General features: G+C 35.9%; 12 protein-coding genes. 8 read left to right on the top strand and 4 right to left on the bottom strand.

What is annotated here, in order from left to right:
• The first annotated feature begins 92 nt into the window (after positions 1 to 92).
• On the top strand, positions 93 to 1,091 hold the full coding sequence (locus AC0IXC_RS21775) for a YhdH/YhfP family quinone oxidoreductase (protein WP_326997012.1): 999 nt from the start codon (positions 93 to 95) through the stop codon (positions 1,089 to 1,091).
• A 34-nt stretch (positions 1,092 to 1,125) separates the two neighbouring features.
• On the opposite strand, the gene AC0IXC_RS21770 is transcribed toward AC0IXC_RS21775, so the two are convergent.
• The 3 genes from AC0IXC_RS21770 to AC0IXC_RS21760 form a co-directional block, all read right to left on the bottom strand.
• Entirely contained in the window at positions 1,126 to 2,781 is a 1,656-nt protein-coding gene (locus AC0IXC_RS21770; protein ID WP_002010739.1) for a Na/Pi cotransporter family protein, read from the bottom strand.
• A 510-nt stretch (positions 2,782 to 3,291) separates the two neighbouring features.
• Positions 3,292 to 4,281, bottom strand: coding sequence for an NAD(P)-dependent alcohol dehydrogenase (locus AC0IXC_RS21765; protein ID WP_098635821.1), 990 nt, complete (start codon positions 4,279 to 4,281; stop codon positions 3,292 to 3,294).
• A gap of 181 nt (positions 4,282 to 4,462) precedes the next feature.
• Positions 4,463 to 5,665, bottom strand: coding sequence for an MFS transporter (locus AC0IXC_RS21760; protein WP_002140467.1), 1,203 nt, complete (start codon positions 5,663 to 5,665; stop codon positions 4,463 to 4,465).
• Positions 5,666 to 5,984: 319 nt separating this feature from the next.
• Here AC0IXC_RS21760 and AC0IXC_RS21755 point away from each other — a divergent pair, with 319 nt between their 5' ends.
• The 7 genes from AC0IXC_RS21755 (at position 5,985) to AC0IXC_RS21725 (ending at position 12,546) form a co-directional block, all read left to right on the top strand.
• Positions 5,985 to 7,073: a DUF871 domain-containing protein gene (locus tag AC0IXC_RS21755; protein ID WP_002029923.1), complete on the top strand. Its 1,089-nt coding sequence runs from the start codon at positions 5,985 to 5,987 to the stop codon at positions 7,071 to 7,073.
• 78 nt (positions 7,074 to 7,151) lie between these two features.
• Complete coding sequence (locus tag AC0IXC_RS21750; protein ID WP_471653273.1) at positions 7,152 to 9,092, top strand: BglG family transcription antiterminator; 1,941 nt, start codon at positions 7,152 to 7,154, stop codon at positions 9,090 to 9,092.
• A gap of 110 nt (positions 9,093 to 9,202) precedes the next feature.
• A complete protein-coding gene (locus tag AC0IXC_RS21745; protein ID WP_215590762.1) occupies positions 9,203 to 9,523 on the top strand; it encodes a PTS lactose/cellobiose transporter subunit IIA in 321 nt (106 codons plus the stop codon).
• 1 nt (position 9,524) lies between these two features.
• On the top strand, positions 9,525 to 9,830 hold the full coding sequence (locus tag AC0IXC_RS21740) for a PTS sugar transporter subunit IIB (protein ID WP_002134545.1): 306 nt from the start codon (positions 9,525 to 9,527) through the stop codon (positions 9,828 to 9,830).
• Positions 9,831 to 9,906: 76 nt separating this feature from the next.
• Positions 9,907 to 11,217, top strand: a complete 1,311-nt coding sequence (locus AC0IXC_RS21735; RefSeq protein ID WP_002140468.1) for a PTS sugar transporter subunit IIC — start codon at positions 9,907 to 9,909, stop codon at positions 11,215 to 11,217.
• Positions 11,193 to 11,471 (top strand): hypothetical protein, encoded by a 279-nt coding sequence (locus AC0IXC_RS21730; RefSeq protein ID WP_002087437.1) that lies wholly within the window; start codon positions 11,193 to 11,195, stop codon positions 11,469 to 11,471. Before AC0IXC_RS21735 ends, AC0IXC_RS21730 begins: the two co-directional genes overlap by 25 nt.
• Complete coding sequence (locus tag AC0IXC_RS21725; RefSeq protein ID WP_215590763.1) at positions 11,461 to 12,546, top strand: DUF871 domain-containing protein; 1,086 nt, start codon at positions 11,461 to 11,463, stop codon at positions 12,544 to 12,546. Before AC0IXC_RS21730 ends, AC0IXC_RS21725 begins: the two co-directional genes overlap by 11 nt.
• A gap of 175 nt (positions 12,547 to 12,721) precedes the next feature.
• Here AC0IXC_RS21725 and entC read toward each other — a convergent pair whose 3' ends face one another.
• Complete coding sequence (gene entC / locus AC0IXC_RS21720) at positions 12,722 to 14,152, bottom strand: cell wall-binding protein EntC (RefSeq protein WP_471653272.1); 1,431 nt, start codon at positions 14,150 to 14,152, stop codon at positions 12,722 to 12,724.
• Positions 14,153 to 14,753: the final 601 nt, after the last annotated feature.

The raw sequence follows: 14,753 nt of genomic DNA, 5'->3' as shown, positions 1-14,753 counted from the left end.
ATTTGTTGAAATATAGCCAATAAGATGTGATTAGCTGTATATGTACTTCTTATATAATAAAGAAAGATTTTACGGATGAAGGAGAGAGCATAATGAATAATACATCATTCCGAGCAATTGTCGTGAACGAAAAAGAAAATAATCAATTTGAAAGAAAGCTTGTTGAGAGAGAAATTAATAGTTTACCTGAAGGAGACGTATTAATACGTGTTTATTATTCGTCATTAAACTATAAAGATGCCCTTTCAGCTACGGGTAATAAAGGTGTAACGAGAACATATCCTCATACACCAGGTATCGATGCAGCGGGAGAGGTAGTTAGTAGTGAAAATAACGCCTTTCAGGAAGGCGATCAAGTTATTGTAACTGGATATGATTTAGGTATGAATACTTCTGGTGGTTTCGGAGAATATATTCGCGTGCCATCATCTTGGGTTGTTCCTTTACCGAAAGAAATGTCTTTGAAGGAAAGTATGATGTACGGGACAGCCGGTTTTACAGCTGCCTTATCGGTATATAAGCTCATTAGAGCGGGAATTACGCCTAGTATGGGAGATGTTTTAGTAACGGGTGCTACGGGCGGAGTAGGCAGTGTAGCAGTTAGCATTTTAGCGAAGCTAGGATATGACGTAGTAGGATCAACTGGGAAAATGGAAGAGGAACAGATGCTGCTACGTTTAGGTGCAAAAAAGATGATTCATCGCGCGGAGTTGAGTGATGAATCAGGAAGACCGATGCTTAAAGGAATATACGCTGGGGTTGTCGATACCGTAGGCGGAAGCATGTTAGAAAGTTCTTTAAAGGTAGTTAAGTATGGAGGCTGTGTAACAACGTGTGGTAACGTAGCAGGGCATGAATTAAATACAACTGTATACCCATTCATATTACGAGGGATTAGCCTTTTAGGAATAGATTCAGTTCAATGTCCAGTAGATGTGAGAAGAGAAGTGTGGGCATTGCTAGCAGGTGAGTGGAAAAATTCAGAGCTATTATCTTATACAGAAGAATGTACATTAAAAGAATTAGATGAGAAGTTTACACTTATACTGCAAGGAAAGTTAAAAGGAAGAACGGTTGTAAAGATGAAATGAAAAAAGAGACGCTTAAATTAGCGTCCCTTTCCTATTATAATGATTGTTTTAAATTTACTTTTCCTTGTTCACCTAAAACACCATCAGCGATATTTACAGCGTGATCACCGATACGCTCTAAGTTACTTACCATATCAACGTAGATGATGCTTGCATCACCTGAACAGCTACGTTCGTTCAGACGTAACACATGGCGTTTACGTAAAACACGTTCCATTTGGTCAATTTTACGTTCTTTTGCAATAACAGTTTGAGCTAGTTCAGTGTCAAAGTTTGTTAAAGCATTGATTGCATCTTGTAATGTTGAAATTGTTAATTCAAGCATTTCATTTAATTCAGCTAGTGCTTCATCTGATAGTGAAACGCGGTTTGAAATTTGGAAATCTACAAGTTCTACAAGGTTTTCTACATGATCACCGACACGTTCAATATCTCCAACAACACCTGCTAAAACGGAATGTTTTTCAGAGTCTGTAGGTGAAAGTGGTTTTTCTGATAGTAAAACTAAATACTCAATAATTTTTTTATCTAAATTGTTAATAGCTCCTTCTAATTGAGTAGCCATGTCAGCATGTTTTTTATCTTGTGTATTTAAAAATTGGTTTGCTTCTTTTAATCCATGTAATGAAAACTCAGCCATACGAATGATTTCTTTTTGAGCTTCTGTTAAAGCGATAGCTGGAGATTGCTCAATAAAGATTGGATTTAAATGTTGCGGTTTGAAGTTAATAGATGCATCTTCACCACGAATAATTTTTGTTACAATCCAGGCTAATACTGCAATGAATGGGAACTGAATGATTGTATTCGTTACGTTAAACGTCCCGTGTGCAAATGCAATTGTCATTTCTGGATTTAAGTTTAATGACGTTTGGAAATATTGAATTAAACTTGTAAATGGTATTAATATAATCGTAAAGATAATGGTACCGATAATATTAAAGATAACGTGAACTAATGCTGCACGTCTTGCTGCAATTGAAGTACCGATTGCTGCTAATACAGCTGTAATTGTCGTACCGATGTTATCACCGAACAATACAGGAAGAGCAGCTTGTAAATCGATTGCACCTTGACCGAATAGTTCTTGCAAAATACCGATTGTCGCACTTGAACTTTGTACAATTAAAGTGAAGACTGTACCAACAACAATTCCTAAAATTGGATTATCACTCATGCTAACCATTAACTCTTGGAATGACTCTAAAGAACGAAGAGGTTTCATACCTGCGCTCATTAATTCTAAACCGAAGAATAACATACCAAAACCGAATACAACTTGACCTACAGAATGTACTTTTTTATTTTTAAAGAAGAATAGTAAGATTGCTCCAACTGCCATAATTGGGAGAGCGTATTCTCCGATTTTAATCCCGATAATAAATGCAGTAACTGTCGTACCGATGTTCGCACCCATAATAACACCAATTGCTTGTCTTAATGTCATAAATCCGGCACTTACAAGTCCGACTGTTAAAGCGGTTGTTCCTGAACTTGATTGAATTAATACTGTAACTAACATACCTGCTAGTACACCCATAAGAGGGTTTGTTGTAAAACGATCTAGAATATCGCGAAGACGATCTCCAGCTGCTTGTTGCAGTCCATCGCCCATGTATTTAATCCCGAATAAGAAAATACCTAATCCACCAATGAACTGGAAGATCATATCTTGAATATTGTATTCCACGCATTCCACTCCTTAAATTTCATGTACGATGTAATTATTAACTAAACCTTGAGGCACTGTAAACGGTTTATCAGTAAAATTTACACTAAATTTACAAAGGGATAAAAAGTTTACAAATCTTTAAAGAAACACCTGGATTTAATTGGTTTTTCAGATGATATATCTGATCGGTTTGTAAAGAAGTCGCATTTATCACACTATTTGCGGATAGTAAAAATAGGTGAAGGGAAACTACCCAACTGGGTATGTGGATTGGAATTTTATTTTGTTATGATGATGGTTCTTTGCATATTTTTTGATTAAAGTTAGAAAAATATGTAGGGAAACGGGGGAGGTTTGAAATGGATTTATTTAATGAAAGTAAAAAACGATTAAATTATTTTAAACTGTTTTCTTTTGAGATGCTCGCAACAATAAAAAAGAGCAATTCGCATATGAATTTGCTCTGCTTTTTTATGTTAAAAACTTTCGGTGCTTTGCATTTTAACAATTATGCAAAGTGTTTTTTCTTTATTTAGAATCGTCATTATGCTCCAAAGTGATGACGACATTTCCCTTCTTATGTCCTTTTTCAACATATATGTGAGCTTCAATAATTTCCTCAAAAGTGTATTGCCTATCAATGACCACTTTTATTTTACCGTTCTCAACAAGTTCTTTAAGGAAATTTAATGCTTCGGAAGTTTCAGGTGCGTTTTGACTTAATATGAGTTTCACGCGACTTGTCAATTTAGTCCAGAGCATTTGAGCACTTGGTAACGGTTCAACGATATTTATATAGGTACCATCTTCCTTTAACATTTTAATACACTCTGAAAAGGAGCTCCTGTTTACCGCTTCAAAGATAACATCATAAGTTTCGTCTGTAGTAGAAAAATTTTTTGTGGTGTAATCAATTACTTCGTCAGCTCCTAGAGATTTGACCAATTCTAAATTGGAGCTACTGCACACGCCTGTAACTGTTGCGCCGAAATACTTGGAAATTTGTACTGCATAACTTCCGACACTTCCAGAAGCTCCGTAAATAAGAATGTTTTGACCGCTTTGAACGTTAGCTTTCCTAAGGAAAAACAAAGCTGTACGTGCTCCAATTGGGATGGCTGCGGCTTCTTCATAGGATATATTGGAGGGCTTCATGCACACTGCTCCAACTTCAGGTAGACAAATATACTCAGCATAAGAACCAAAATTTACTTGGGTAGCTGCAAAAACTTGGTCTCCTTTTTTAAATCGTGTGACGTCTTTTCCTACCGATTCAACTTCACCAGCCAATTCCATTCCAAGTATTTGTTTTTTCGGTTGCTTAAAGCCAAGTGCGATTCGAGCGGGTAGCCAAACAGAAGAGGGAACCGTAAAACTTCGTGAGCGAATATCTCCTGCTGTTACGGTTGTCGCTTTTATTTTTACTAGTATTTCATTGTCCTTAGGAGCAGGTTTTTCTATCTCTTTCAGTTGAAGAACGTCGGGGAGACCGTATTTTGTGTACACTATTGCTTTCATTAATATTTCCTCCAATTCGTTCTATATTAATATCATACGAACAACATGAATAAATAGAACAGCGGTTCACTCTTCAATACAATGCAAAAAGCAGTGTGATTTTTTTAGGAATCCACTGCTTTTTACAAATGTGTATACATGATTTTTTGGTCTAAGTACTTCGAAAAAGAACCAATTAGCATTACCCAACGGCTTTTTCTTTTGTTTTATCCCCCTGTTTTTGCTTCCGTAAGCTTGTGATGTAAATGAAAAGAAAAGCGATAAGTAATAGAGAGGAATATCGATATACAGTTGCATAGTTGGTAAAGTGTGCAATGAATCCAAAAATAATCGCTCCAGCACCAATTCCAAGATCAAATGCTGAGAAGAATGTTGCTGTTGCTACTCCTCTCCGGTGCGGTGCTACTCGGTCAATCATCCATGCTTGTAGTGCCGGTTGAATTGCTCCGAAACCACTGCCGTAGCACGCTGCGGCAATAATTAAACTCGGAATTGTAGTTGTATACGACAGCAAGATAATACCTGTAAACGTAATAATAACTCCTGGAATGATGACGAATGTATGGCCTTTCGTATCATATAATCTTCCAGAAAACGGGCGAGTTACAGCGATTGCAAGTGCGTTAAATAAAAAGAAGAGACTGATATCAACAATCCCGACTTCTGTAGCAAATAATGTGATAAAGCTCCCAATTCCCCCGTACATTAATGTAATACATAATATTAATAGTGAAGGAAGTAAAGCTTTACGCTCAATAAACCCATCGAGAAAGGTACCAGATGTTTGCTGTGGTGGTTGCGGCGATTTTTTGATTTGAAGTAGTTTCGTTAATATTAATGAAACTATTGTGCATGAAAGTGCACATAAAAAAAGAATCGTGAAGTTATATGCTTGCATAAGCCAAAGTCCGATAAGCGGACCGAGCGCCATGGCGATAGTTCCAGAAAGACCGAAATATCCCATGCCTTCACCGCGGCGAGCTTGCGGAATTAAATCTGAAACGACAGTTCCGTATGTAGTCGTTGTAATACCAAAACCAGCTCCGTGTAAAATTCGAACGGCAAGCAATAGGAAAACGGTTGAAGCGAAAAGATAACTGCCCATAGCGAGTAAACAAATAGCGGTACCGATCATTAAAATGATTTTTTTGTTGAATTTCTGCAAGGCATTTCCAGTTAGCGGCCTAATAAAAAGTGCTGCAACGGTAAACATGCCGACAACGAATCCGATATTTGAACTTGTGCCTCCAATTTCTTTCACATAAACAGGTAAAGTTGGAATTAACATTTGAAATCCTAAAAACATACATAAGTTTGCTAGAATTAGCGCAATAAACTCTTTCGTCCATAACGGTTCTCGTTTTACGAGTACTGCCTCTCCCATATATTCATCCCCTATATAAAAGTTTTCTCTATTCTTTCGAGTATATGTATTGGTCAACGTAACAGTCAAGGAAGGTGCCTTGAAAACGTATAACAATTTTCGAGGCGAAAAAACTGACAAATTTGTGTAAAAGCTACACAACTATGAAAAAAAGATGTAAAGTATAGATGTATAGACTAGTAGTTGTTATGAATGATAGAAATTGTTTTTTTTAAAAGAAAGCGGATTCAAATTGTAGTGGAAGAAAAGGGGATACATACTTTTTCGCTACATATATTTGAAAAGGTTTACAATATGATGAAGAAAGAGGCGTGTACATATGAGACGATTAGGTATTTCTATTTATCCAGAACATTCGACAGTAGAGAAAGATAAAGAGTATGTAACATTAGCGAGTAAATACGGATTTACACGTGTATTCACATGTTTACTATCTGTGGATGGAGAAAAAGAGAAAATTATCGAAGAGTTTAAAGAAACGATCTCTCATGCAAATGCATTAGGGTTCCAAGTATTAGTTGATATTAGTCCGTCTGTCTTTACACAACTAGGTATTTCGTATAACGATTTATCGTTCTTCCATGAACTAGGTGCTTACGGTATTCGTTTAGATGTCGGTTTCTCAGGTTTAGAAGAATCGATTATGACGTACAATCCATACGGTTTAAAAATTGAAATTAATATGAGTAACGGTACGAAATATGTAGATAACATTATGAGCCATAGACCAAATCGTGAAAATTTAATTGGTTGCCATAATTTTTATCCACATCGTTATTCAGGATTATCATACGATCATTTCATTAAATGCTCGAAACAATTTAAAGATTACGGTATGAGAACAGCTGCTTTTATTTCATCATTCGATGCAACGTACGGGCCTTGGCCAGTAACAGAAGGGTTATGTACGTTAGAGCAGCATCGCGAATTACCGATGACAACACAGGCGAAGCATTTGTTTGCAACAGAATTAATTGATGATGTTATTATTGCGAATGCTTATGCTTCAGAAGAAGAATTACAAGCACTAGGTGCGTTAAATAAAGAGAAACAAACATTTGATATAGAACTATACGATACAACAACAGATTTAGAAAGAATTATCGTATTAGAAGAACCTCATTTTTATCGCGGGGATGTATCTGAATATATGATTCGTTCTACACAAAGTCGTGTGAAATATAAAAAAGAAGAGTTTAAACCGCATAATACGCGTGAAATTAAGCGTGGCGATCTTTTAATTGATAATGAGCAATATGGCCAATATAAAGGTGAATTGCAAATTGCTTTAAAAGATATGGTGAATACAGGAAAAACAAATGTAGTTGGCCGAATTATAGAGGAAGAAATCTTCTTATTAGATTATTTACAAGCTTGGGATAAGTTTGGATTTACGCTAAAGAAATAATGAACGCGGGATAAAAGGGAAAAAACTACTGATTTCAGTGGCTTTTTCCCTTTTATATAAAGAGCGAGAGGAAGAGCTATGACAAAAGTGCATCAGCGATTAATTTCCATTTTGGAGGAGTTTTTAGAAGAGAAATCGATGCTAAATCGAGCTTTTTTAGCGAGCCGTTTACACGTATCAACGAAGACGATTCAAAAGGATATAAAATTATTAAATGATATATTGGGAGAACACGGAGCGAAAATTGAATCACAAAGAGGGAATGGGTACGAACTAGAAATTATACAAACTAAGAAGTTTGAAGATTTTTGCGTAAATGTATTTCAAAAACAGACAGAAAAGATTCCAACTTCTTATGAAGAAAGAGTAGCTTATATTTTACACCGTATTTTAACGACAGATGGGTATGTGAAGCTTTCACAGCTAGCGGAAGAGATTTATGTGAGTAAATCTACTGTAAACTTAATTATGAAAGATGTTACGGATATTTGTAGTCGCTATGAGTTACAAATTGAAAAAAGACCATATTATGGTATACGTATTGTAGGAGAAGAATTTAATATTCGTTCTTGTTTATCACAATATGGTTTGCCACGTTATGACCATACTCCGTTTCATGAGAACTATGAGCAGACGGACACATATTTATCGTTACCCCATATTTCTCTCATCCGCTCAGTTATACTAAAGTATATCGAGGGAGGAACGATATATTTATCAGATATAGAAATTGATAATTTATCAATTCATATTGCGATTGCTTTAAAGAGATGCAGGGATGATCATTACATTCAAGCACTGCATGTAGAGGAATCTGAACTTATAATAAAGAAAGAATATAAAATTGCGAAACAGATTTTAGGGAATTTAGGGGAAGAGCTAAAACTTCAATTTCCAGAAGAAGAGATTTTATATGTGACGATGCATTTATTAAGTACTGCTGTTACAGCGAGAGATCGCTATGAAAATGTGGAAGAGCTATTAGGGAAAGACGTATATGCATTCATGCAGCATATTCTTTTCAAAGTAGCGGAAGAACGGAATCTTACTTTTTATTATGATGAAGAATTATTATTTGGTTTTGGTGTTCATTTAAAAACGTTATTAAATCGTTTGAAATATAAGTTAAATACGCGAAATCCTCTTTTGGCAGAAGTGAAAAAAAATTATCCATATGCTTTTGAAATTGCAGTTCTCGTTGGAGATATAATTGGTGAATATACGGGTGAATCCATTCCAGAGAGTGAGATTGGTTATATTGCCATTCACTTTGGTGGGGCGATGAGCCGCTTGCAGGAAAATAATCAAAAGAAAAGATGTTTATTAGTTTGTGCAACTGGTCAAGGGAGTGCACAACTACTGAAATATAAAATTCTATCACATTTCCGAGATAAACTAGAGATTGTAGGTATTACAGGGTACTATCAATTGAAAGTGGAAGATCTTTATAAAGATAAAATAGATTGTATTATTAGTACGATTCATATACCGAGTGGTTTGCCTGTTCCGGTTATAAAGGTAAACTCAATATTTGATGATAAAGAGATTAAATCAATTGGTAAGCAGTTATTTACACATGTGAATGATAGTATGCAGCAATATATTAAGGAAGATTTGATCTTCTTAAATCGTAGTGCTTCTACGAAAGAGGAGGTTATTCAGTTTTTATGTGAGAAAGCTGCTGAGAAAAACTATGTACCCGCAAACTTTTATGCTTCTGTTATGGAGAGAGAGAACACATCTCCTACAGCAGTTGGAAACTTAGTGGCAATTCCGCATCCGATGCAATTATTAAGCGATACGACATTTTTGATGTTTTGTACACTCGATAAGGCGATTGACTGGGGAGATAAAAAAGTACAAGTTATTATTTTATTTAGTGTGAAGCGCAATAATAATGAAGATTTACAAAAGCTTTATGATTTTTTATATGATATTATGTCTAATCAAACTATAATAGAAAAATTGCATCAGGCTCAAGCTGTTGATGATTTTCAAGAAATCTTACTATCATTGTGAAAAAGTATATTAAAACTTCCGTTACATAACGGAAGTTTTTTATGTTTAATTGTATGCGTTTTCATAATAAGATAAAAATATAGAAAAAAGATAGCTTGGGGGAATTTAAAATGACTGATATGCAAACTCCATTTGCGTTAATTTTACATGGTGGCAACGCGAGAAGCGCGGCACTTGAAGCAATCGCTTTTGCAAGACAAGGAGATTTTCAGAATGCGAGTGAAAAGATGACACTTGCTAGTGAAGAAATTTCAGCAGCTCATCGCATTCAAACGGACTTAATTCAAGAAGAAGCAAGAGGAAATCATGCAGAAATAAGTTTACTGTTAGTGCATGCACAAGATCATTTAATGAATGCCATTACAGTGAAAGAACTTGCTGAGGAATTTATTACTCTTCATAAACGAGTGGAAGAGAAAGTGACAGTGTAATATGTACATTTTATTATGTTGTGCAGCAGGCATGTCAACGAGTATGGTTGTAAGAAAAATGCAAGAAGAGGCAAAGAAACAAGGGAAGGATTATAAAATTAAAGCAGTTGATTCGGAACTTGTGAAACTGGAAATGAAAAATGCTGATGTTGTTTTAATTGGACCACAGGTGAAGTATTTGTTTCCAGCGGTAGAGTTTCTTGCAAAGTCATACGATATACCAGTTGCAATTATAGAGCAGCGAGATTATGGTATGTGTGATGGTTTGAAAGTACTTAAGCAAGCTGAACAATTAGTTTTAGCGTAATTATATTTTTTTAAATATAAACATTATAATGTTATAACTTTTACTTTTGTCAGATTGAACATAGGGAGGGTTATCGATGAATGGTTTTATGAGTTTTATGGAACAGAAGATTATGCCAACAACGCAAAAGATTGCGGGGCAACGACATTTATTAGCAATTCGAAATGGAGTTATTTCTACATTACCGTTAACGATTGTCGGGTCATTTTTCGTTATCTTTTTAAACTTACCAATTGATGCATATATGGAGTGGATTGCACCGTTTCGTCATATTTTAGATATTCCATTCCGATTTACAGTAGGCTTAATGGCTTTATACGCAGCATTTGGGGTAGGGGCCTCACTCGCGAACTTTTATCAGCTCAATCAATTAAGTGCAGGATTATTATCTGTACTCGCCTTTTTACTAGCATCAGTTGAACCAATTCAAATAACAAAAGCTGTACCAGGTGTTATTGATGCAGGTAGATATATTTCAGTAGGAACATTAAGTGCAACTTCTTTATTCGGAGCTATTGTGACAGCATTAATTGCAGTAGAAATTTATCACTTTATGATTAAGCATAATATTTCGATTAAATTACCAGATAGTGTACCACCAGCAGTTGCAAACTCGTTTGCAGCATTAATTCCAACTTTAGTAGTTATTCTTTTATTCTGGGGTATTCGTTACGGTTTGAAATTTGATGTAAACACAACAATCACATATTTAATCGCACCATTAAAATCAGTATTAGTAGGAAATAATTTATTCGGCGGTTTATTAACAGTATTCTTAATCGTGTTCTTCTGGTCGTTCGGTATACATGGCCCAGCGATTTTAGGACCAATCATCCGTCCGATGTGGGATTCAGCAATTCTTGAAAATATGGAAGTGTTCACGGCTACAGGAAATGCACATCAGTTACCAAACTTATTTACAGAGCAATTTATTCAATGGTTCGTATGGATCGGTGGATCAGGCTCAACGTTAGCTTTAGTAATTATGTTTATGTTCTCTAAATCTAAGTTCTTAAAAGAGTTAGGTAGATTATCATTCGTACCAGGATTATTCAATATTAACGAGCCAATTATTTTCGGGGCACCAATTGTAATGAACCCGATCTTAATTATTCCATTCGTTATTACACCGCTAGTTACAACGACAGTATCATATTTCGCAGTTGTTTCAGGTGTGATTCCGCTCATGATGGCGAAGCTGCCATTTACGATGTTAGCGCCAATTGCAGCGATTATTAGTACGGACTGGACAATTATGGCCGGTGTACTTGTACTTGTTAACTTTGTTATCTCATTCGTTATTTACTATCCATTCTTCAAAATGTATGAGAAGCAACAATTAGCAGGAGAGGAGAAAACAGAATGCTCGGAGCAATTATCATCTTAATTACATTCGTGGCGGGGCAGTGTATTGCACATTATTCAAAATGGGTACAAAGTAAATCGCTATTAGTTTTACTACTTGTGTCGATATTATTTATTGGATGTTCAATGGGAGCTTATGTGGCATTTAGTTTAGAATCACCGTACTTTATCATCGTACCAACGATTTTATGTGCAACATGTTTATCTGCAAAATATAGATTTACGAGCATGGCATTAATACAACGTGTGAAGGAGATGCAAAAGCATGGAGCGTAAATTAGGAATTTCACTTTATCCAGAGCATTCAACGAAAGAACAAGATATGGCATACATTTCGGCAGCGGCACGCCACGGTTTTTCAAGAATATTCACTTGTTTACTGTCTGTTAATCGTCCGAAAGAAGAAATTGTAGCTGAATTTAAAGAAATTATTAATCATGCAAAAGATAACAATATGGAAGTTATTTTAGATGTAGCTCCAGCTGTATTCGATCAACTTGGTGTTAGTTATAGTGATCTATCGTTCTTTGCAGAGCTAGGCGCGGATGGAATTCGTTTAGATGTAGGGTTTGACGGGTTAACAGAAGCGAAAATGACGAATAATCCATATGGTTTAAAAATTGAGTTGAATGTAAGTAATGATATTGCCTATTTAGAAAATATCCTTTCGCATCAAGCGAATAAATCAGCTTTAATTGGTTGTCACAATTTTTATCCGCAAAAATTCACTGGTCTTCCGTATGATTATTTCATTCGCTGTAGTGAACGCTTCAAAAAGCATGGTATTCGTAGTGCAGCCTTTATTACATCGCATGCAGCTGACATCGGTCCATGGGATATTAATGACGGATTATGTACGTTAGAACAACATCGTAACTTACCAATTGAAGTACAAGCGAAACATTTATGGGCAACAGGGCTTATTGATGATGTTATTATCGGAAATGCTTATGCGAATGAAGAAGAGTTAGAGAAACTAGGAAACTTAAATCGTTACATGTTACAGCTAAAGGTACAATTTGTAGACGAAGCGACTGAAGTAGAGAAGAGAGCGACACTGCAAGAATTACACGTAAGACGCGGTGACATAACAGAGTATATGGTACGTTCTACAGAAGTACGTAAAAAGTACAAAGACTATGACTTCCCAGTGCGCGAAAGTGTACGACAGGAAAGAGGGCAAGTTGTAATTGGTAATAACCTATTCGGAAAGTATAAAGGTGAACTACAAATCATTCTGAAAGAAATGCCAATAGATGAACGGAAAAATATTGTCGGTACAATTGCAGAAGAAGAGTTATTCTTACTAGATTATGTAGGAGCTTGGACACAGTTTACTTGTGTGGAATAGGGAAGGTAAAAGAGGATGCTATAGCATCCTCTTTTTTCTGTTGAAATAGTAGTCTATCGTATATAGAATGCAAAGAGATAGATTTAATTTGGACGGGAGAGAAGGAGAAAGAATATAAGAATCATAAAAAAAGAGTCAGTCTCAACGTTGAGACTGACTCTTTTTTTTATAGTAATTAGTTTAAAATTTTCACTGTAACTGTTTTACGTCCCCAGTTACTTGATGTACCTTTATCTGGCATTAAAACATCGATTTTATTTCCTTTAATAGCTCCACCAGTATCACCAGCGATTGCTACTCCGTAACCTTCAACCCATACTTTTGAACCTAATGGAATGACACTTGGATCAACTGCAATTAGTTTCATGTTTGGATTAGCTGTTAAGTTATGACCCATAGCTGATTTTACTTGGTCTCCTGCTTTGTAACCATTTTCAAGTGGATCCGCTGTGTAAGCTGTTGCTTGAACTCTTAATTCACGAGAAGAAGATGGTGCACTTGTTTCAGTTTCTTTTGCAACAGGTTGTTGTGTAGCTGGTTTTTGAGCTTTAGCCGCTTCACGAGCTTTAGCTGCCTCTTGAGCCTTAGCTGCTTCACGAGCTTCAGCTGCTTCTTGAGCCTTAGCTTCTGCTTGAGCTTTAGCCGCTTCACGAGCCTTAGCTGCTTCTTGAGCTTTAGCTTCTGCTTGAGCTTCTGCCTGAGCTTTAGCTGCTTCACGAGCTTTAGCTGCTTCTTGAGCCTTAGCTTCTGCTTGAGCTTTAGCTGCTTCAGTTGCTTCTTGAGCTTTAGCTGCTTCACGAGCTTTAGCCGCTTCTTGAGCCTTAGCTTCAGCTTGAGTTTCAGCTGCTTCACGAGCTTTAGTTGCTTCTTGAGCCTTAGCTTTTGCTTGAGTTTCAGCTGCTTCACGAGCTTTAGTTGCTTCTTGAGCCTTAGCTTTTGCTTGAGTTTCAGCTACTTCCCCGGTTTTAACTGCTTCACGAACTTTAGCTGTATCTTGAACGTTAGTTACTTTTTCAGCTTTAACTACTGGCTGAACTTTAACTGGTGCTTTTCCTGTTAAGTAAGGAATGTGTACATAAGCTGTTTGGCCGTTATATTCAAATTGGATCCAATCATTTTGTACTTGGTGTGTTGTTTCGATTACATCATCTTTTTTCAATTTACCAAGAATCGCTGAATCTGTATTTGCTCCAGCACGTACGTTTAATACGTTTGCTGTTACGTAGTAAGTATCTTTTGTGTAGTCAGCGCTTATGAAAGCCTCTTTACCACTATTTAATTTAACTTTTGACCATCCGTTTTCTGTATGTAAAACGTTAACTTTATATCCATCTAATAACTTTCCGACAACTTGTGATTCAGTAGTTGGGTTTTCTCGTACATTTAGTACATCAGTCGTTACGATTGTTTCTGCTTTAGCAGATGTTGTGAAAATCCCAAGACCAAAAACCGCTGCTGTTGCTATACCCATAAATTTTTTCATAATAGCCTCCATTGCATTTGTTTTCGTTGACCTCATTATAGCAACCATTATTTTCTTATTTGCGGAAAACACAAAACTACAAAGCATTCGTAACGAGGCATTAATATTCTGTAATAATTCCATTAATATCCTGATAGCGTTTTCTTTGCGTTTTTGAGGGGATTAGAACATACGATTCATAAAATCAACACTTTTTTAATTACTAATAGATTAATAATGTATCAGTGGTATTACTTAAGTGTTTCTGTAACGTTACAAAAAAGGGGTATTTAACTGTTTGAATCGTAATGTAGTTATGAAAATATAATCTTCTTGTGTGTGAAGTCGTATATATAGGGGGGATTTTAATGAAATAGAGATATAATTGTTACAAAATAAGTTGTAGTATGGAAAAAATTACGCCTTGAATTTGTTCTTTTACATATTATTTTTGCAATAATAGGATTGCTTGATAGCTTTCGTGAGAAATGAAAGTTTAAATGATAAAAAGATAATCGCAACATGAAACATATATAATAGAAGAAACATGATTTAAAGGGATGATATCGTTATGAATTGGTTCGCGAGTTGCATTAGAATTATCCCGCTATTTGTGGGCAGTAAAACCCTCACCTCAAAATTCGGCTGAAGCAAAGAAGTTAGGTGGGAGATTAACTGCCCGTAAAAGCCCGATTGATGAAGGCTAATAATCAGTGGGGGATGAACAAAACCCCCACTGATTATA

The sequence above is a fragment of the Bacillus sp. AC266 genome (assembly GCF_979253805.1).
The sequence above is the reverse complement of the archived record's forward strand: the minus strand, read 5'-3'. Positions and strand labels throughout refer to the sequence as shown.